At 42.0% G+C, this 19,724-nt stretch carries 17 protein-coding genes and 1 pseudogene; 13 read left to right on the top strand and 5 right to left on the bottom strand.

Translation table 11 applies throughout. The features are described 5' to 3' along the window. Window positions 1–2: 2 nt before the first annotated feature. Entirely contained in the window at window positions 3–731 is a 729-nt protein-coding gene (locus LIT25_24265; protein USK33579.1) for a MerR family transcriptional regulator, read from the top strand. Window positions 732–768: 37 nt separating this feature from the next. Here the strand turns inward: LIT25_24265 and LIT25_24260 are convergent, their stop codons facing one another. After that, window positions 769–927 carry a hypothetical protein gene (locus tag LIT25_24260; protein USK33578.1) on the bottom strand — a complete coding sequence of 53 codons (159 nt, stop codon included), beginning with the start codon at window positions 925–927 and terminating at the stop codon, window positions 769–771. A 157-nt stretch (window positions 928–1,084) separates the two neighbouring features. Between LIT25_24260 and LIT25_24255 the strand changes: the two genes are divergently transcribed. Continuing rightward, window positions 1,085–1,405 carry a ribonuclease E inhibitor RraB gene (locus LIT25_24255; GenBank protein ID USK33577.1) on the top strand — a complete coding sequence of 107 codons (321 nt, stop codon included), beginning with the start codon at window positions 1,085–1,087 and terminating at the stop codon, window positions 1,403–1,405. A gap of 29 nt (window positions 1,406–1,434) precedes the next feature. On the opposite strand, the gene cyoE is transcribed toward LIT25_24255, so the two are convergent. Beyond that, entirely contained in the window at window positions 1,435–2,349 is a 915-nt protein-coding gene (cyoE, locus tag LIT25_24250) for a heme o synthase (protein ID USK33576.1), read from the bottom strand. 783 nt (window positions 2,350–3,132) lie between these two features. Here cyoE and LIT25_24245 point away from each other — a divergent pair. Further along, window positions 3,133–3,729, top strand: a pseudogene (locus LIT25_24245) (ABC transporter substrate-binding protein). A 275-nt stretch (window positions 3,730–4,004) separates the two neighbouring features. On the opposite strand, the gene LIT25_24240 reads toward LIT25_24245, so the two are convergent. Further along, window positions 4,005–4,703 carry an ABC transporter ATP-binding protein gene (locus LIT25_24240; protein USK33575.1) on the bottom strand — a complete coding sequence of 233 codons (699 nt, stop codon included), beginning with the start codon at window positions 4,701–4,703 and terminating at the stop codon, window positions 4,005–4,007. A 13-nt stretch (window positions 4,704–4,716) separates the two neighbouring features. Beyond that, entirely contained in the window at window positions 4,717–6,174 is a 1,458-nt protein-coding gene (locus tag LIT25_24235; protein USK33574.1) for an ABC transporter permease, read from the bottom strand. A gap of 192 nt (window positions 6,175–6,366) precedes the next feature. On the opposite strand from LIT25_24235, the gene LIT25_24230 reads away from it, so the two are divergent. The 10 genes from LIT25_24230 to LIT25_24185 all read left to right on the top strand — a co-directional run bounded on the left by LIT25_24230 (window position 6,367) and on the right by LIT25_24185 (window position 18,262). Next, the gene (locus LIT25_24230) at window positions 6,367–7,071 is read left to right on the top strand and encodes a response regulator transcription factor (GenBank protein ID USK33573.1); all 705 of its coding nucleotides are present in this window, start codon (window positions 6,367–6,369) and stop codon (window positions 7,069–7,071) included. Beyond that, a complete protein-coding gene (locus LIT25_24225; GenBank protein ID USK33572.1) occupies window positions 7,061–8,473 on the top strand; it encodes a HAMP domain-containing histidine kinase in 1,413 nt (470 codons plus the stop codon). Before LIT25_24230 ends, LIT25_24225 begins: the two co-directional genes overlap by 11 nt. 237 nt (window positions 8,474–8,710) lie before the next feature. After that, window positions 8,711–10,300 carry a peptide chain release factor 3 gene (locus LIT25_24220; protein ID USK33571.1) on the top strand — a complete coding sequence of 530 codons (1,590 nt, stop codon included), beginning with the start codon at window positions 8,711–8,713 and terminating at the stop codon, window positions 10,298–10,300. Between the two features lie 15 nt (window positions 10,301–10,315). Further along, window positions 10,316–10,552 (top strand): CsbA family protein, encoded by a 237-nt coding sequence (locus LIT25_24215; GenBank protein USK33570.1) that lies wholly within the window; start codon window positions 10,316–10,318, stop codon window positions 10,550–10,552. 571 nt (window positions 10,553–11,123) lie between these two features. After that, a complete protein-coding gene (uvrB, locus tag LIT25_24210) occupies window positions 11,124–13,106 on the top strand; it encodes an excinuclease ABC subunit UvrB (GenBank protein ID USK33569.1) in 1,983 nt (660 codons plus the stop codon). Between the two features lie 7 nt (window positions 13,107–13,113). After that, window positions 13,114–15,990, top strand: coding sequence for an excinuclease ABC subunit UvrA (gene uvrA, locus LIT25_24205; GenBank protein USK33568.1), 2,877 nt, complete (start codon window positions 13,114–13,116; stop codon window positions 15,988–15,990). A 213-nt stretch (window positions 15,991–16,203) separates the two neighbouring features. Then, the gene (locus LIT25_24200; protein USK33567.1) at window positions 16,204–16,524 is read left to right on the top strand and encodes a DUF4870 domain-containing protein; all 321 of its coding nucleotides are present in this window, start codon (window positions 16,204–16,206) and stop codon (window positions 16,522–16,524) included. A 72-nt stretch (window positions 16,525–16,596) separates the two neighbouring features. Further along, entirely contained in the window at window positions 16,597–17,685 is a 1,089-nt protein-coding gene (locus LIT25_24195) for a DUF4097 domain-containing protein (protein ID USK33566.1), read from the top strand. 9 nt (window positions 17,686–17,694) lie between these two features. Then, window positions 17,695–17,901, top strand: a complete 207-nt coding sequence (locus tag LIT25_24190; protein USK36399.1) for a PspC domain-containing protein — start codon at window positions 17,695–17,697, stop codon at window positions 17,899–17,901. Beyond that, the gene (locus LIT25_24185; GenBank protein ID USK33565.1) at window positions 17,894–18,262 is read left to right on the top strand and encodes a phage holin family protein; all 369 of its coding nucleotides are present in this window, start codon (window positions 17,894–17,896) and stop codon (window positions 18,260–18,262) included. The genes LIT25_24190 and LIT25_24185 overlap by 8 nt, the downstream gene beginning before the upstream one ends. 1,055 nt (window positions 18,263–19,317) lie before the next feature. Here LIT25_24185 and mscL read toward each other — a convergent pair. Further along, window positions 19,318–19,707 (bottom strand): large conductance mechanosensitive channel protein MscL, encoded by a 390-nt coding sequence (gene mscL, locus LIT25_24180; GenBank protein ID USK33564.1) that lies wholly within the window; start codon window positions 19,705–19,707, stop codon window positions 19,318–19,320. Between the last annotated feature and the right edge of the window lie 17 nt (window positions 19,708–19,724).

The following is a 19,724-nucleotide window of genomic DNA, read 5'->3' as shown; positions in this document are numbered from 1 at the left end:
TTATGAAAGTAAAAGAAGTCGCGGATTTAGTTGGAATTAGTGTGCGCACACTGCATCATTATGATGAAATCGGATTGTTAACGCCAGATAAGGTAACTGATTCTGGATACCGGCTTTATTCCAATGAAAATCTCGAAACGCTGCAGCAGATCTTATTTTTTAAAGAGCTTGGGTTCCCTTTAAAGAAAATAAAAGAAGTCATCAGCAGTCCTTCATTTGACCGGGAAGAAGCGCTCAGGCTGCACAGGAAAATGCTGCTTGAGAAACGGAACCGGCTTGATCAGATGATTGCAACAGTTGAGAAAACTATCAAACATGCGAAAGGAGAAATTGAGATGTCACAGAAAGAAAAATTTGAAGGCTTTGACTTCAGTCAAAATCCTTATGAACAGGAAGCGCGTGAACGCTGGGGCGACGAGGCGGTTGATAAGGCTAACGCAAAAGCAGCAGGCATGACCAAAGAGATGCAGGAAAATTTTAATAATCTCTATAGAAAGCTTGCAGATCTTCGTCACGATTCACCTTCATCTGAAGAGTCACAGGCTGCAATCGGAGAATGGTATGTAATGCTGAACGAATTTGGCGATTATTCGCTTGATGCTTTTAAAGGACTCGGACAAATGTATGTTGATGATGAACGGTTTACAAAAAACATTGATAAGTTCGGTGAAGGGTTAGCTGCATATATGAGAGATGCAATGGCTATTTACGCGGATAGCCATAAGAAGTAAAAACAGAGCTCAGCCGTTTTTTGGCTGAGCTTTCGTTTTATATGCAAATCTTAAATAAAATAAAGTCCGCGCATACTTTCTTCCTTGGTAAATCAGAATATAATTGATACATTTCGTTAAACTGCATTCGTTTATGAAGTTCCTCTTGCTGCAATTTTCTCAGTTCCTCTAAAACATAAAAGTTGTTTGTACCCATCGTTTCCGCCTCCTTTTGTTACTTTCATTATATGGAAAAGATTCTTAGAGAAAATTCATCATTGGATTGAAGTTTTCTCAGACTTTAGATGGGGATTGCAATCTCAGGTTGTTATAAGATAATGAAGATGCACTTTTTATAAAAAGGAGGAGATACTATGAATTTTCCAAAGGATGAGGATGGAAAAGTACTGAGTATGCTGTATAAAGAGGGTCTTAATTTTAAGAAGCCTCATATGATTGATTTTTATGTGGCGGTTCCAGATCAGGAGAACGGAGAAGCCATTTTAAAGGCACTCTCTGATAAAGGCTACAAATTCATGATGGAGTATGACGATGATGTTGAAGAATGGACATGCTTTGGCTCCGTTAAGATGCATTTAAAGCATAATGAGATTACGGCCATGCAAAAGAAGCTTGATGCGATTACCAAGCCGCTTGGCGGCTATGCAGATGGATGGAGCGTCATGACTGAATAGAAAAAAGCCAGCCGAAGGGCTGACTTTTTTTATAGGAAAGAAACAATAATAAGCATAGTGAAAATAATCGTTAAATGATTCAGTGAGAAGATAAACATCATCGTTGCCCATTTGTAATCATCCATCTTTTTAAAGCTGATGATCCCGGCAAGCATCCAGGCAAGCGTCAGGGCGAACATGGAGAAAGCGACGACTTTGCTGAACGATAAGAACAGGAATGATGATGCAAGCAGCAAAATTAAATAAACGATTGTTTGAATTTTAGCACGCGGTGTTCCTTTTACAACCGGAAGCATCGGCACGCTTGCATTCTTGTAATCTTCTAAACGTCTGATGGCAATCGCATAGAAATGCGGAGGCTGCCATAAAAACATTAAAACGAATAGTCCAAGTGCTGCAGGGTGGAACAAGTCAGGCGAAATCGCTGCCCAGCCAATTAGTGGGGCAATGGCACCGGATAAGCTTCCTACCTCTGTGTTATAAATCGTTTTTCTTTTTGTCCACATTGTGTAAGGGACAAGGTATAAAAATAAACCAAGAGCTCCAATAAAAGCTGTTAAAGGTGAAATTAGGTACAAAAACACAATTCCGCTTATTGAAAGAGCGGTGCCAAGCCATAAAGCAAACTTGGGATGAATAGTCCCTGTAACGGTCGGTCTCTCCATCGTGCGCTTCATAAGAGAATCGATATCGCGGTCGTAATAGTTATTAATCGCACCGGCACCGCCTACAACAGCTGCTGTACCTAGAAGAGCAAGAATGACGACCAGAATATTATCCACAAAACTGACATTATATACAGACAATGCTACAGAAAGGCCGGCAAACATTCCGAGAAGGTTTGACTTCACAATGCCGTCTTTGACGATAGCTTTAAAATTACTCCAAGAAAAGATGCTTTTTATAGAAAGAGAATCCTCTACGATTACCTCTGTACTTTTCATTACAATTCTCCTTTTCTTTTTAAATCCAAACTCAACTAACATACTTGATTATCTAACATATTAACAGTTATTTGTACTGGAAAGTAATAGTCGGGAGCATTTGACAAAAAGATGTCGCATCTTTGTGAACATTTTCCATACGTTTTCTTATTCTTCAGATAATTATTAGATTGAGCTTCTTTTTTTTAGGATTAAATGAGAAGGATTATCTTTACCAAAGTAATGAGGTGATTCCATAACCGAGTTTGTAGCACATAATAAGGGCTACCGCATAAGATAAGTGCTTCATAATCGAGTTTGCAGCACCTAATGTGTTCTTCGACACGAGATAAGTGCTTCATAATTGAGTTTGCAGCACCTAATGTGTTCTTCGACAAGAGATAAGTGCTTCATAATCGGAGTTTGCAACACTTTATGTGGGCTCCAACACGAGATAAGTGCTTCATAATCGGAGTTTGCAACACTTTATGTGGGCTCCAACACGAGATAAGTGCTTCATAATTGAGTTTGCAGCACCTAATGTGTTCTTCGACAAGAGATAAGTGCTTCATAACCGAATTTGCAACACTTTATGTGGGCTCCAACACGAGATAAGTGCTTCATAATCGAGTTTGCAGCACCTAATGTGTTCTTCGACACGAGATAAGTGCTTCATAACCGAGTTTGCAACACTTTATGTGGGCTCTAACACGAGATAAGTGCTTCATAATCGAGTTTGCAGCACTTTATGTGGGCTCCAACACGAGATAAGTGCTTCATAATCGAGTTTGCAGCACATAATGTGTTATTATTTCAGGCAGACAGCAGGATTCCTATGAAGAAATGAGCAAGATTGCTCCGACCATTTTCATGGGCGTGGATACAACGAAGTACATGGAATCATTTAAAGAAAATGTAACAACATTAGGTGAGATCTTCGGCAAGGAAGAAGAAGCAGAAAAAGAGTTTGCGAAAGTAGCAGAGTCTATCAAAGCGCTTAAAGAGAAAGCATCAGCAGGCGATGAAAAAGCCTTAATAATCCTTGCAAATGACGGCAAGGTAAGTGCAAACGGAGCAGGCTCACGCTTCGGCATTATCCATGACGAATTCGGGTTCGCAGCAGCCGATGAAAAAATCGAGGTTTCTACACACGGACAAAGCATTTCATTTGAATATATTGCAGAAAAAGACCCGGACTACCTATTTGTAATTGATAGAGGAGCAGTTGCCGGCGGAGAATCTTCTGCGAAGCAGGTAGTGGAAAATGACTTAGTCAAAAATACGAAAGCTTATAAAAATGGAAAGATTGTTTATTTAGATCCTGACTATTGGTACCTATCAGGCGGCGGTTTGGAATCTGTTGCGGGGATGACGGAGGAAGTAGCGGGAACTATTCAATAATAAGCAAACTGCGGGACAGATTCCTGCAGTCTTTTTTACTGGGGGGTTCAACCAAGTAAAAGAGTGATCTTTTTAGGAGGCAGCTGGAAAAAAGAAAGTAAATCAGACAAATCGGAAAGTATTTAAGCGGTTTTCGCTAGTAAAAAGACCATTCTTGCAAGTAATGGCCTTGGTTTGGAAAGTAAATCAGGTTTCAGAAAAAACAAAGACCTGCTCAAGAAGTGGCGATAACAGTCTAACAAAGCCAGCTCGAAAGGGGCCGGCTTTGTATGTTTTTATTTACTATGATTGAATTTCTTATTCTGCTGCACATAAAAACTGCCTTTAGAAAGCTTCACGGTAACATCTGAGATTGCCGCAATATTTTGATCGTGGGTAACCACGATGATGCATTTACCTTCCTTATGAGCAAGGTCTTGAAAAAGCCGGACGATATCTTTTGCTGTGTCCTCATCTAAATTCCCCGTTGGCTCGTCTGCAATGATTAATTCAGATTGACAGGAAAGCGCCCTGGCGATGGAGACGCGCCGCTGCTGTCCTCCGCTTAAGGTCAGCACTTTTTGTCTTGCTTGTTTCTCAGAAATGCCAACTTTCTCTAAGATCTGCAAAGCAAATTCATTTTTGTTTGGCTGGGTCGATCCAGTGATCTCCATAGCCGTTGTGACATTTTGAAGGGCTGTCATATAAGTCAGGAGGTTATAGGATTGAAAAACGATCGATACATATTTATTGCGAAAATTGGCAAGGCCGATTTTCTTAATGTTTTTGCCTTTATATAAAACGAAGCCTTCTTTTGCAACGTCAAGTGCGCTTGCGAGTGCGAGAAAGGTTGTTTTTCCTGAACCTGATGGTCCGACAATAGTATAGAAGCTTCCTTTGTTAAAACCAATGGAAACATCGTTCAAAATCACATGTTTTTTATTTTCAAGATGGTACCAGTAGCTGACATTTTCAAATTGCAGCAGATTAGTCATGTAGTGTTCCTCCTTAGTCTTGTTTCGTTAAGATGGTTTTTGGCTGAAGTCTCAAAACAGATAAAGCTGGAATTAATGCTGAAATAATAGCGATTAACAGCCCAATGCCAAAGAGAATGCCTAAGTCCTTGCCGGTCACTTCAATTTGAAGCTCATCAATCGGATCTGCAGCAGACTGCTGCATGCCAAGCGGTCCGCCCATTCCCATGCCGCCTCGTCCGCCTCCGAATGAAGCAGGGTTTGATGCAGTTTCTTCTGTTTGAGTAATCTCCTGCGACAGCAGCTGATCTCCGAAATGTTTTGCCACAGCTTGACCGGTTACAGATGAAACGCCAAGAGCCAGAACAGCGATAATTAAAATTTCAAACAAGAATTGACCTACTAGCTTCCACTTCTTTTCCCCAATCGCAAGCAGGACGCCCATTTCATATTTGCGTTCACGTATAGACATCATAATGATGAGTCCTAAAATGACAGCACCGGCAATGGTTACTAAATACACAACATCTTTTGAAAAAGAGGCAACATTATTAATCGGACCGATCATTTGCTGATACGTGTGATCATTGGCATCCAATTTGAACGTTTCAAAATCGATGCTGCTGTTTTCTTTTGCCTCAGCCACGAAGCTGTCAATTTTCTCAGGATCGTTCATGTAATAAACTGCCTGATCAATGGTTCCTTCGTACTCAGCTCCCTTAAGAGCGGAGGCTGCTGTATATGGAACATAAAGCAGGTTGTATGGATTCATAGCTGTGACGTTTCTGCCTCCAAGATCTGAGCCTGCAGAGGCAGTTTCGTAGATTCCCACAATCTCAAGTTCTAAAGATGTCTCTTCATCAGCTGTTGATTGCACAGTGACCTTATCGCCAACTGCTAACTCATTGTCTTCAGCGAGTGTTTTTTCTATGACCGTTACATTTTTCTCTAAATCTTCATCTGTCAGGTGGCGGCCATCTACAATAGTAGACTCACTATTTAAGAAGGATTGGACAGAATCCGTAAACATGACACCCTGCAGTGTAAGATCAGCGGCAGCCATTGCCCCGCCTCCCATTCTGCCTGGATCAGCTTCTTCTGTTTCTGCAGCATCCGTGGATTCATTTTCGATTGGCTCGAAGTCCGCTGCTGTTCCGAATGTAGAGGATAAGAAATTATAGCCTTTTACTTGTGAATAGGAAGTCAGCTCCTCAGCTGATTCTTCCTGAATGGGAACAGGCTGATAGCGAACTCTCGCGCCTTCCTCCGTACTTTCGCTGCGCTGCTGTTCCATCAATTTTTCCATGTCTGCATTAAGAGTCACATCGCCTCCAAGCGACTCTCTCGCAAGTACACTTGATTTTTCAGCAGCTGACTGAATCGAAAGCCCTGATAGGACAAACACGCAAATTACGGTAAAAATAAAGACTTGCAGCAGACTTTTTCCTGCATGTGCTTTCACACTTAAAAAGCCGCGTTTCATAAAATTCATTTTGTTTCTCCTTAGTATTAGAATATATACGACAACTTTCTTGTTTTCACAGATTAATGGACAGAAATGAACAAACTATGTCCAAACTATTTCTTAACCTTTAAAAAACAGGGAAGAATATAGAAAACTGTTGCGAAACATTGAAATTCACTTTACTTTGAAAAGAAAGTCATATTTTTGGATGGTGTAAATATGAAGGTTTTAGTGATAGAAGATAATCAGAGTGTCAGTGCGATGCTTGAAATGTTTTTTTCAAAAGAAGGCATCCAGGGTGCTTTTATAAATGATGGGCTAGAAGGCTACAATGCATATAAGCGGGAAGACTGGGACGTGCTGATTATTGATTGGATGCTGCCGGGAATGGATGGGGTTACACTTTGCAGGAAGATCAGGGAAGAGAAGAGCTCTGTTCCGATTATTATGCTGACAGCAAAGGACAGCGAATCTGATCAGGTTCTTGGGCTTGAAATGGGAGCCGATGATTATGTGACGAAGCCATTCAGCCCGCTTGCTCTTATGGCGAGGATTAAAGCAGTGTCCCGCAGGCACTCAGTCTCGCATGCACCTAAAAAAGAGACAGGCAGTCTTGAAACAGCTTATTTTAAAATCAGCAAACAAACTCGTGAAGTCTTGCTTGAAAATAAAAAGGTAGAAAACTTAACGCCAAAAGAATTTGATCTCCTTTATTATTTTGTGGAGCATCCCCGGCAGGTTTTCTCGCGAGAGCAGCTGCTTGAACGGGTTTGGGGCTATCAATTTTACGGGGATGAACGAACGGTAGACGTTCATATCAAACGATTGAGGGCTAAGCTGGGCTCGAAAACCAGGCCTTTTTTCCATACCGTATGGGGAGTGGGCTATAAGTTTGATGAAACGGTAGATCCGAATGAGAATTAAGTATATTTATCAGCTGTTTTTAAGTCATATCAGCATTCTGATCATTGCTTTTATGATCTTAAGTCTTGTTGTAGCCCAATATGCGGAGTCCTTTGTTTATAATAACAAGGTGGAAGAGCTTGAGCAGTATGGCAACAGAATTTTAACAGACGTGCAAAATAACAGGGGAGAGCGTGCTTTGAGAGAGTATGAGCATGTGCTCAGTGCGAGAGGCATACGGTTTAGTCTTTTTGATGATAAAGGAATGATATTCTATCCATATGCAGGCAACGCTCCAAGGTTTCAGCCGACAGAAGAAGAATGGCAGAATCTGAAGGAAGGCGAGAGAATCGTCGTTAAGCATGAAATCAAACGCTTTAACCAAGAGGTTTCTTTAGTTGCCCTGCCGTATATTGAGAACGGCAATCTTTCAGGAGGAATTCTGTTAGTTTCGCCGATTAAAGGTTCCAGAGAGACAATCAGCGAGATTAACCGCTATCTTTTATATACCATTTTAATCTCCTTATCCGTTTCTCTTTTGTTAAGCTGGTTTCTCTCAAATGTTCATGTAAAAAGAATTCAGCGGATCCGAAATGCAACATCAATGATTGCGGAAGGGAAATACGATATTTCGGTGCCCTCGTCCAACATAGATGAAATCGGCGAGCTTGCAAACGATTTTAATAATATGGCAGAGCAGCTAAAGCAATCAAATCAGGAAATCGAAAGTTTAGAGAATAGAAGAAGAAAATTTATGGCGGATGTCTCTCATGAATTAAGGACTCCTTTAACAACAATCAGCGGAGTAATTGAAGGGCTTAAAAATAACATGATTGAAGAGGGTGAAAAGGAGAAAGGCATTCAGCTTGTCAGTCAGGAAGCAAAACGCCTTATCAGACTCGTGAATGAAAACCTTGATTATGAAAAAATCCGCTCCAATCAGGTGAAGCTATTCAAAGAAGAAATTCAGCTTACGGAGGCTTTTGAAATTATTAAAGAGCATTTATTTTTTCAGGCAGAGGAAAAACAGGTGGAATTAAAGATTGATGTAAATGAAGAAATAATGGTCTATGCTGATTATGACCGCCTCATTCAAATCTTAATTAACATTACAAAAAACAGTATTCAATTTACAGAGAGCGGGACCGTTTGGCTGCGCGGAAAAAAAGGATATAAGGAAACAATTATTGAAATTGAAGACACCGGAATCGGGATGGACCCCAAAGAGGTTGAATCAATGTGGCAGCGTTTTTATAAGGCGGATATGTCCAGAACCGGCCATCAATTCGGGGAATTCGGTTTGGGATTATCGATTGTTAAACAGCTTGTTCACCTTCATCAGGGAGAAATCGTGATTGATAGCAGGAAGGATCACGGCACCAAATTCATCCTGAAATTCCCTGATAAAAAACATGATTATTAATTGTTAATAATTTAGACATAATTTCTTGATAAACTATGTGAAAACAATGCAGGAGGAGAAAAACATGAAAAAGAAGGATACAGCATTTATTATTATCGGTGCGGTCGTGATGGCTGCAGTGAATGTGCTCTTTTTTACAGCACCGGTGTAAAGCAGGAGAAAGACCAGAGTGAAATTGTTCTATTGCTCTAAATGTGATATATTTCAAACGAAGTAAACTTTGTGAGGGTAATGTAAATGAACATAGATAAAGAAATATCAAAGAGACGGACTTTCGCCATCATCTCCCATCCGGATGCGGGAAAGACGACGTTAACAGAGAAATTATTATATTTCGGTAAAGTCATCCGTGAAGCAGGTACGGTTAAAGGGAAGAAGACCGGCAAATTTGCAGCTTCCGACTGGATGGAAATTGAAAAGAAACGCGGAATTTCCGTTACATCAAGCGTTATGAGCTTTCCATACCATGATTTCCACGTAAACATTCTGGACACTCCTGGACATGAAGATTTCAGTGAAGACACATACCGTACGCTAACGGCAGTAGACAGCGTAGTGATGATCATCGACTCTACAAAAGGGGTCGAGCCTCAAACAATCAAGCTTTTCAAAGTTTGCCGCATGAGAGGCATCCCTATTTTTACATTTATTAATAAGCTGGACCGCGAAGGAAAAGATCCGCTTGAGCTTCTTTCTGAAATTGAGGAAGTACTTGGCATTGAATCCTATCCGATGAACTGGCCGATAGGCATGGGCAAGCGATTCCTTGGAATTATTGACCGTGAACAGCATACAGTCGTTCAGTTTAAAGGAAACGAGCAGGAAGATATTATTCCTTCAGATGAAGTAGATGCAAGCGAGATTGGCAGCCATCCGACTTATTTGGAAACAAAGGATGAACTGGAGCTGCTTGAGGAAGCGGGCAACCAGTTCGACGCTGAGCGTGTTAAGCGCGGAGAATTAACGCCTGTCTTCTTCGGAAGTGCGCTTGCCAACTTTGGTGTGAAATCATTTTTTGATGTGTTTTTACAGTATGCCGTTCCTCCGCAGCCGCGAAGAACAAATCAGGGCTTTATTGCACCTGAGACTGAAGAATTCTCCGGCTATATCTTTAAAATCCAAGCCAACATGAACCCTGCCCACCGTGACCGCATCGCCTTTCTGCGCGTGTGTTCCGGACGATTTGAGCGCGGCATGAGCGTACAGCTGAGCAGAACGAATAAAACGCTTAAGCTGAATCAGACGCAGGTGTTTATGGCTAAAGACCGAGAAACGGTTGATGAAGCATTCGCAGGCGACATCATCGGGATTTATGATCCGAACGTTTATCAAATCGGTGATACACTAACAGTTGGAAAAGAAGGCTATCATTATGATGAGCTTCCTCAGTTCCCGCCGGAGATGTTTAAAAAGGTGCGCGTGAAAAACGTCATGAAAGCAAAACAGTTCCGTAAAGGAATTGACCAGCTTGTTCAAGAAGGCGCCATCCAGTATTTCCGTCAGGATTCAACGGATGACATCATCCTTGGCGCTGTCGGACAGCTTCAATACGAGGTGTTTGAATACCGGATGAGAGCCGAGTACAACGTTGAGATCGAATTTGTTCCTATGGGCGACCGCATCCCAAGATGGATCGGCAATGAAAAATTCGAAAAGCGCTTCTTTGATTCCAGAAGCCTGCTCGTGCGCGACCGCAATGATCAATATGCTGTCCTCTTTGAAAATGATTTTACCTTCAGGCATTTTAAAGAAAATCATAAAGAGATTGAACTTATCGATCTTCTGCAGGAAAACGACTACCAAAGCTTTTCTGCTTCAGAGAAGTAAGCAGGAGCTGATTCCATGTTAATAAAAGCCGTACTGGCCCTGACTCTGCCTTTTATTATTTTGTCTTTGTTTGCCAGAGTCTCATATAACCACTACGTTGCGACTGTCCTGACCATTGCTCTTTTAGCTGCAGCTTATTCGAAAGGGTATATGGAATCATGGATTATCATAGTTCTAGATGTGATATCTGTTACAGCAGGATTTTTGTATGCTGCGAAAATGGCAAGGCGCACAAGCGAAAAAACGAATTAAGGTTTGAACCTGTTCCCTTTGGGAGCGGGTTTTTTTTTACACCAGAATTTATAGAGTTTCCATCATTTATGACTGGCTCCATCGCCCAACTCCCCGGCCAGAACAAATCCTAGAAAAAAGTCAAAGCTTTACGATCCTTATCTGAGACTATATCCCGGCCAAAGCAGTTGTTCACATTTGTACGGGATTATTTTGGAAAGTCTCGGAATTAATCCGCAAAGTCTCGGAATTCATTCTAAAAGTCTTGGAATAAAGCTTGAAAGTCTCGGAATCGGTTGGGAAAGTCACGCTTGTTGAAATGAGAAATAGTCTTTTTCTAAAAAAGAGCACTTTCAACAGTAAGCGGACTGCATTCTTCCCTTCCTTGGGCTGCTATCGGTTTACCAACCTCCTAAAAAAGGTATTGAAATAGATAAGTCAGGCATTTAAATAGAAAAATCCGGCGATAATGTAAGAATCAAAAACAAAATGTCGAAAGAAATATGCGAACTATAGTTCGTATTTTTGGTGATTTCACACCTGTTTATGGTAAAATATAAATACTGATTACATATGAATGGAGGTCCTCCTGTTGAGCGATCGTTTTGATTTAGTCTCGAATTATAAGCCAGAGGGCGATCAGCCCGAGGCGATAAAAAAGCTCGTCAAGGGCATTAAAGAAGGGAAGAAGCATCAGACGCTTCTTGGTGCTACAGGTACAGGGAAGACGTTCACCGTTTCAAACGTCATCCAGGAAGTAAACAAACCGACGCTGATTATTGCACATAATAAAACATTGGCAGGACAATTATACAGTGAATTCAAAGAGTTTTTTCCAAATAATGCAGTAGAATACTTCGTCAGCTACTATGATTACTATCAGCCGGAGGCCTATGTGCCGCAGACCGATACATTCATCGAAAAAGACGCAAGCATTAATGATGAAATAGATAAGCTCAGACACTCCGCAACAGCCTCTTTATTTGAGCGGAAGGATGTCATTATCATCGCGAGTGTCTCGTGTATTTACGGATTGGGTTCACCTGAAGAATACCGTGATCTGGTCGTTTCTCTTCGGACCGGCATGGAGATTGAACGCAATCAGCTGCTCAGAAGACTTGTTGATGTGCAGTATGAAAGAAATGATATCGACTTTAAACGCGGGACATTCAGAGTGCGCGGGGATGTTGTGGAGATTTTCCCGGCTTCAAGAGACGAGCAGTGCATCAGGGTTGAATTTTTCGGCGATGAAATCGACCGAATCAGAGAAGTGGATGCTTTAACAGGCGAAATTAAAGGAGAACGCGAGCATGTCTCCATCTTCCCTGCATCCCACTTCGTAACCCGCGAGGAAAAGCTGAAGGTTGCGATTACAAATATTGAGCAAGAGCTTGATGAACGGCTGAAAGTGCTTCATGAGAATGGAAAGCTGTTAGAAGCGCAGCGCCTTGAACAGCGTACCCGCTATGATCTTGAAATGATGCGGGAAATGGGCTTTTGTTCAGGAATTGAAAACTACTCAAGACACTTGACGCTTCGCCCGGCAGGTTCCACTCCTTATACATTGCTTGATTTCTTTCCTGAAGATTTCATGATTGTCGTGGATGAGTCCCACGTTACCATGCCTCAGATCAGAGGGATGTATAACGGTGACCAGGCAAGAAAGCAGGTTCTCGTTGACCACGGGTTCCGCCTGCCTTCAGCGAAAGATAACCGTCCGCTTCAATTTGACGAGTTTGAAAAGCATATCAATAACATCCTGTTTGTATCGGCTACTCCTGGCCCGTATGAGCTTGACCATACACCTGAAATGGTTCAGCAAATTATTCGCCCGACAGGACTTCTTGACCCGACAATTGATGTGAGACCGATTCAGGGGCAGATCGATGACCTGATTGGGGAAATTCAGGCAAGGACAGAACGCAATGAACGTGTCCTTATCACAACATTAACGAAGAAAATGTCGGAGGACCTGACGGATTATCTGAAGGACATAGGCATCAAAGTTAACTACCTGCATTCTGAAATCAAAACACTTGAGCGGATTGAAATTATCCGTGAGCTGCGGCTTGGTAAGTATGACGTTCTAGTCGGAATCAACCTTTTAAGAGAAGGTCTTGATATTCCTGAAGTGTCCTTAGTAGCTATCTTGGATGCAGACAAGGAAGGGTTCCTGAGATCTGAGAGATCGCTGATCCAGACTATTGGACGTGCGGCAAGAAACTCAAATGGACACGTTATTATGTATGCTGACAAAATGACCAAATCAATGGAAATTGCATTGAATGAAACGAAACGGCGCCGTGAAACGCAGGAGGCTTTTAATAAAAAGCATGGCATTGAGCCAAAAACGATACAGAAAAAAATTCGCGAGGGTATACGGGCTACGATTGCACCGGAGGACGGGGAAGAATTCGATGCACAAGCTCCAAAGCTCGGCAAGCTGACGAAGAAAGAACGCGAAAAGGTGATCGGACAAATGGAATCAGAGATGAAAGAGGCAGCAAAAGGCTTGAACTTCGAGCGTGCAGCTGAACTTCGCGATCTGATTTTAGAGCTAAAAGCGGAAGGATGAAACTAGAATGGCTATTGATAAAATTATTGTGAAAGGTGCGCGGGCTCACAATTTAAAAAATATAGATGTGACGATTCCGCGGGATAAGCTTGTTGTTCTGACTGGCTTATCCGGTTCAGGAAAATCGTCGCTTGCGTTTGATACGATTTATGCAGAAGGCCAGCGCAGATATGTTGAATCTCTTTCTGCTTATGCCCGGCAGTTTCTTGGTCAAATGGATAAACCGGACGTTGATTCAATTGAAGGACTTTCACCGGCGATTTCTATAGATCAGAAAACAACGAGCCGAAATCCTCGTTCAACGGTTGGAACCGTGACAGAAATCTATGACTACCTGAGACTTCTTTTTGCGCGTGTCGGCAGACCGACCTGCCCGAATCATGACATTGAAATCTCATCACAGACGATTGAGCAAATGGTCGACCGGATTTTAGAGTATCCTGATCGAACAAAGCTTCAGGTGCTTGCACCGATTGTCTCCGGCCGAAAAGGAACACATGCAAAGGTGTTTGAAGATATCAAAAAGCAAGGTTATGTTAGGGTTCGCGTAAATGGGGAAATGATGGAGATCGGTGATGAGATCACTCTTGAGAAAAACAAGAAGCACAGTATTGAGGTTGTGATTGACCGCATCGTCATCAAAGAAGGAATCGCGGCGCGCCTTGCAGATTCCCTTGAAGCAGCACTTGGCCTTGGCGAAGGCAGAGTCATGATCGATGTGATTGGAGAAGAAGAGCTTCTTTTCAGTGAGCATCACGCTTGTCCGCTTTGCGGATTTTCAATCGGCGAGCTGGAACCGAGAATGTTTTCCTTCAACAGTCCGTTTGGCGCCTGTAATGAGTGTGACGGCCTTGGAACGAAGCTTGAAGTCGATGTAGACTTAGTACTTCCAAACAAGGATTTATCATTAAAGCAGCATGCTCTGGCACCATGGGAGCCGACAAGCTCTCAATATTATCCTCAGCTGCTTGAGGCTGTGTGCAATCATTACGGCATCCCGATGGATGTTCCAGTAAAAGAAATCCCATCCCACTTGCTGGACAAGGTTTTATACGGCAGCGGAAACGATGAAATTTACTTCCGCTATGAAAATGACTTCGGCCAGGTGCGTGAAAATTATATTCTGTTTGAAGGGGTCATTCGCAATGTAGAGCGCCGCTATAAGGAAACTAGTTCAGACTACATCCGCGAGCAGATGGAAAAATACATGGCTCAGCAGGCATGCCCTAAGTGTAAAGGCCATCGTTTAAAAAAGGAAAGCCTATCGGTGCTTGTTGATGGCAATCACATTGGAAATGTCACTTCTTTATCTGTTCATGAAGCAGTCGATTTCTTTGAAAAGGTCAACCTGACAGAAAAAGAAATGCAGATTGCAAGACTGATTTTAAGAGAGCTTGAAGAGAGACTTGGCTTTTTAAACAATGTCGGTCTTGATTACCTGTCCTTGGGCCGTGCTGCAGGAACACTCTCAGGCGGAGAGGCTCAGCGAATCAGGCTTGCTACACAGATTGGTTCAAGATTAACAGGTGTTTTATATATACTTGACGAGCCTTCTATCGGACTTCATCAGCGTGACAATGACAGGCTGATTCAGACACTTCAAAGCATGAGGGATATCGGAAATACTCTGATTGTTGTTGAACATGATGAAGACACGATGCTTGCTGCGGATTATTTAATTGATATAGGTCCCGGTGCAGGGGTTCACGGAGGGGAGATTATTTCTGAAGGAACACCTGAATATGTGATGAATGATAAGAATTCATTAACCGGACAATACTTATCAGGCAAAAAATTCATTCCGCTGCCGGTTGAACGCCGGAAGCCGGACGGCCGTTTCATCGAAATAAAGGGCGCAAGCGAAAATAACCTGAAAAACGTTTCAACGAAGTTTCCGCTTGGCACATTTGTGGCCGTTACAGGCGTATCGGGATCTGGTAAAAGTACGCTTGTAAACGAAATCCTTCATAAATCTCTTGCTCAGAAGCTGAACAAAGCAAAAACGAAGCCTGGCGAGCACAAAGAAATTAAAGGAATTGAAGAGCTTGATAAGGTGATCGATATTGATCAATCGCCGATCGGAAGGACACCCCGCTCCAACCCTGCGACCTATACAGGTGTTTTTGATGACATTCGCGACGTCTTTGCCACAACAAATGAAGCGAAGGTGCGCGGCTATAAGAAAGGCCGTTTTAGCTTTAACGTAAAAGGCGGACGCTGCGAGGCATGCCGCGGGGACGGAATCATCAAGATTGAAATGCATTTCCTTCCTGACGTCTATGTGCCATGCGAGGTTTGCCATGGAAAACGGTATAACCGCGAAACGCTTGAAGTGAAATACAAAAACAAAAACATTGCTGACATTTTAGAAATGACCGTTGAAGATGCAGTGGCATTCTTTGAAAATATTCCAAAAATCAGACGAAAGCTCCAAACCATTTATGATGTAGGCCTCGGATACATTACACTTGGTCAGCCTGCAACAACGCTGTCTGGAGGAGAAGCGCAGCGTGTGAAGCTTGCTTCTGAGCTGCATCGCCGTTCAACAGGACGTTCCCTTTACATTCTGGATGAACCGACAACCGGTTTGCATGTAGACGACATTGCCAGACTGCTGAAGGTGCTTCAGCGTCTCGTCGAGAATGGAGATACTGTTTTAGTGATTGAGCATAATCTTGATGTCATTAAAGCAGCCGATTATCTAATTGATCTCGGACCGGAAGGCGGAGATCACGGCGGGCAAATCGTTGCAACGGGAACTCCGGAGCAAGTAGCTAAGGTAGAAGGTTCTTATACAGGAAAGTATTTAAAGCCTATCCTAACAAGAGACCGAGACCGGATGAAAAAGGCAATCAAAGAAAAAGAAGCTGTAGCTAAAGCATAAATGAGGGACCCTTAACACATTCAGTTAAGGGTCTTTTTGCGGTAAACGCTTTTTAATTTTAAATCTTTGATTTATGGGGGATTCATTAATTCTCATTGATTAATTGAAAATTAGGTGGATAATTCCTGAGTTGATATCCGAACTCTGCATAGAAATTTAATGAAACTTTTCTCATACTCAATCGTATACTTGTTATAAGGAGTTGAAAATAAAGTGAATACAAATAAATTGCTCTCATCTTTATGCTATTTCAGTATTTTTTTCGCACCGTTTTTATTTCCGATTATCGTCTTCTTTATCTCTGATGAACGTGAAGTGAAGCAGCATGCGAAAAAATCATTGTTGACACATATTATTCCAATCGTAACGATAATTGCACCGTTCTTCATGATTTTATTTGCAGGAATGTCTGGTTCACCAGAAGCTTTTGCATTTGGAGTTGTAATTTTTGGCTTTATCCTGGTTGTAATCGTGAATCTTGTTGTATTTATTTATAACATTGTGCAGGGAATTAGAATTTTAAAAACGGTTTAATCACAAAGGCTTTGGGTTCTTGCTCAAGGCTTTTTTTTCAAATACATACTCAAGTACTGGGGGATGGAAAAAGTGAAGGACCAAAGAAAACGCATTTTGGATTTAGTTGAACAGGGAAAGCTGTCGGCAAGTGAAGCATTGACACTCATTGAAAAGCTGGAAGAGGAATACAGTCATAAAGAAAGCGAAATGATGACGTCGTTGTCTGCAGATGTTTTTTCAAAGGATTCTTTTGTTGAAAAAGAGAAATCCTCTCAATCTTCTCTTTCTGCAAAGCTTGTGACTTTTATTGATACAGCAGTGAAGAAGGTTAAGGAGCTTGATCTTGATTTAAACTTTGGCGGTTCTCTCAATGTTCAGCACATTTATCAGTTCAAGGATGCTGAGATCCGGGATTTTGATATTCAATTAATCAACGGAAGTGTGAATCTGCAGGCATGGACACAAAACGATGTTCGCGTCGAATGTGATGCAAAAGTATTCCGTGCGGAGAATCAGGAGCTTGCAAGAGAAACCTTTATGCAAAATGTTGATTGCTCAGTGGACGGTTCGAAGTTCCGTTTTAACACTGAAAAGAAAACAGTAAAAATCAATATGACCCTGTATGTTCCAGAAAAGCAGTATGAGCTTGTTAAAATTAAGCTGTTTAATGGGCCAATCAGAGGGGAAGATTTAAACGTAAGGGATTTTAATGCGAAAACGGCAAATGGTGTTATTTCTGTCCTGAATTTCAAGGGTGAAAAAATAGAAGCTGAAACAGCAAATGGTCAAATCCGGCTGTCAAACATCGAGGCAGCCCATACTGAAGCGGAAACAATAAATGGGCTCATCCAATTAAACGGGAAAAGCGAGAGAATTGATGTTCAAAGCTTTAATGGAAATATCGTCGTTAAGCTTGAGGATGTGGGATGTCAAACTCTGTATGCGAAAACGGCTACTGGGAACGTGGACGTTTATATTCCGGAAAACGTGAAAATCAATGGTGAACTTAAATCAAATTTAGGTTCAGTAGCTGCTGATTTAAAAGATCTTGATGTGCTTTTTGAGAAGAATGAGACGATTCAGAAGGAGCTGAGGGTCAAATCAAATACAGCAGGTGAACAAACCATGTCTGTTTTTGCAGATTCTAAAACAGGCTCCATTCTATTAAAAGAGAGGTAATTCAACATGATAAAGAAATTATATAGATCCAGATCTAAAAAAATGGTTGGCGGTGTCATTGGAGGATTGGCCGATTACTTAAGCATGGACGTAACATTGCTCCGGATTTTATTTGTGATTTTGCTGATCACCACTGCCTTTTTTCCATTCAGTCTTATCTATTTGATTATGATCTTCATCGTGCCGAATGAGGGAGATGTCATTAAACATGATTAGATGGGCAATCAGTATTTTGGTCAATGCCCTCATACTGATTGTTGTATCAGGGTACTTTGAATCGTTTTACATCAGCGGTGTAGGGGCCGCTATTCTTGCAAGCTTGCTTATATCTGTTTTAAATGTTTTAGTGAAGCCTTTTCTCATCCTGCTGACATTGCCGGTTACGGTGGTGACGCTTGGACTTTTCCTGTTTGTCATCAATGCGATTACTCTTATGATCGCGCAGGGGATTATGGGAGACTCCTTCAACATTGTTGGTTTTGGCACAGCGATCTTAGCTTCTATTGTGATTTCGCTGCTTCATTTGCTGATTCAAAAAGGCGTCATAGAACCGCTTAGAGAAAGTAAAAAGAAATAGAAAAAAGGCTGGATCACATGGATCCTGCCTTTTTTGTTCCAGAATTTATATAGTTTCCAGCATCCTTGGTCTAGCTCGGAGCGCCTAGATCCTTGGTCAGAACAGGGCGCCTGCGCATTTGGGCACCTGGAATAGCGTTTATCCTGAAACGAGTGCCCCAAATTTCTGTTTTGGGTACCAGGAAGAGCGTTTATCCTGAAACGAGTGCCCAAAATTTCTGTTTTGGGTACCTGGAATAGCGTTTATCCCGAAACGAGTGCCCCAAATTTCTGTTTTGGGTACCTGGAATAGCGTTTATCCCGAAATGAGTGCCCCAAATTTTTGTTTTGGGTACCAGGAATAGCGTTTATCCTGAAACGAGTGCCCCAAATTTCTGTTTTGGGCACCTGAAATAGCGTTTATCCCGAAATGAGTGCCCCAAATTTCTGTTTTGGGTACCAGGAATAGCGTGTATCCTGAAACGAGTGCCCCAATTTTCTGTTTTGGGCACCTGGAATAGCGTTTATCCCGAAACGAGTGCCCCAAATTTCTGTTTTGGGTACCAGGAATAGCGTTTATCCTGAAATGAGTGCCCCAAATTTCTGTTTTGGGTACCAGGAATAGCGTTTATCCCGAAACGAGTGCCCCAAATTTCTGTTTTGGGTACCAGGAATAGCGTGTATCCTGAAACGAGTGCCCCAATTTTCAGTTTTGGGTACCAGGAATAGCGTTTATCCCGAAATGAGTGCCCCAAATTTCTGTTTTGGGTACCAGGAATAGCGTGTATCCCGAAACGAGTACCCCAAATTTCTGTTTTGGGTACCAGGAATAACGTTTATCCCGAAACGAGAGCCCCAAATTTCTGTTTTGGGTACCAGGAATAGCGTTTATCCTGAAACGAGTGCCCCAATTTTCAGTTTTGGGTACCAGGAATAGCGTTTATCCCGAAATGAGTGCCCCAAATTTCTGTTTTGGGTACCTGGAATAGCGTGTATCCCGAAACGAGAGCCCCAAATTTCTGTTTTGGGTACCTGGAATAGCGTGTATCCCGAAACGAGTGCCCAAAATTTCTGTTTCTAATATTCTCTTTCCTGCTGTACATCCTTCTTCAGCAAATCACGGATTTCTGTCAGCAGCTTCTCTTCATTTGTTAATGTAGGCACAGGCTTTTGCTCGTCTTTTCGTTTAAACCGTTCAAATAATCGAATGAATAAAAACACGGAGAAAGCAATGATAAAGAAATCGAGAACGGTCTGCAGAAATACTCCGTATTTTAAAGGAGCATCTCCAAATGTATACTGGAGCCCCGAAAGATTTACTCCTCCGAGCAGGATTCCGATCAACGGCATCACAATGTCATTCACAAGAGAAGTGACTATTTTGCCAAACGCTGTACCGATGATGACCCCGACTGCAAGATCAATAACGTTGCCTTTAATGGCAAACTTTTTAAATTCTTTCAGCATATGTACGTCTCCTTGTT

It is taken from the genome of Bacillus sp. F19, from assembly GCA_023823795.1.
Taxonomy (GTDB): Bacteria; Bacillota; Bacilli; order Bacillales; family Bacillaceae; genus Bacillus_P.
Note: the sequence above shows the minus strand (reverse complement) of the source record. Positions and strands in the feature narration are given on the sequence as shown.

What these genes read in the sequence shown, in the direction of transcription:
- LIT25_24240 (USK33575.1), bottom strand. Translation starts at nt 4,703, where the DNA reads ATGACTAATCTGCTGCAATTTGAAAATGTCAGCTACTGGTACCATCTT.
- LIT25_24235 (USK33574.1), bottom strand. Translation starts at nt 6,174, where the DNA reads ATGAATTTTATGAAACGCGGCTTTTTAAGTGTGAAAGCACATGCAGGA.
- LIT25_24260 (USK33578.1), bottom strand. Translation starts at nt 927, where the DNA reads ATGGGTACAAACAACTTTTATGTTTTAGAGGAACTGAGAAAATTGCAG.
- LIT25_24265 (USK33579.1), top strand. Translation starts at nt 3, where the DNA reads ATGAAAGTAAAAGAAGTCGCGGATTTAGTTGGAATTAGTGTGCGCACA.
- cyoE (USK33576.1), bottom strand. Translation starts at nt 2,349, where the DNA reads ATGAAAAGTACAGAGGTAATCGTAGAGGATTCTCTTTCTATAAAAAGC.
- LIT25_24255 (USK33577.1), top strand. Translation starts at nt 1,085, where the DNA reads ATGAATTTTCCAAAGGATGAGGATGGAAAAGTACTGAGTATGCTGTAT.
- LIT25_24220 (USK33571.1), top strand. Translation starts at nt 8,711, where the DNA reads ATGAACATAGATAAAGAAATATCAAAGAGACGGACTTTCGCCATCATC.
- LIT25_24185 (USK33565.1), top strand. Translation starts at nt 17,894, where the DNA reads ATGATTAGATGGGCAATCAGTATTTTGGTCAATGCCCTCATACTGATT.
- uvrA (USK33568.1), top strand. Translation starts at nt 13,114, where the DNA reads ATGGCTATTGATAAAATTATTGTGAAAGGTGCGCGGGCTCACAATTTA.
- LIT25_24230 (USK33573.1), top strand. Translation starts at nt 6,367, where the DNA reads ATGAAGGTTTTAGTGATAGAAGATAATCAGAGTGTCAGTGCGATGCTT.
- mscL (USK33564.1), bottom strand. Translation starts at nt 19,707, where the DNA reads ATGCTGAAAGAATTTAAAAAGTTTGCCATTAAAGGCAACGTTATTGAT.
- LIT25_24225 (USK33572.1), top strand. Translation starts at nt 7,061, where the DNA reads ATGAGAATTAAGTATATTTATCAGCTGTTTTTAAGTCATATCAGCATT.
- LIT25_24215 (USK33570.1), top strand. Translation starts at nt 10,316, where the DNA reads ATGTTAATAAAAGCCGTACTGGCCCTGACTCTGCCTTTTATTATTTTG.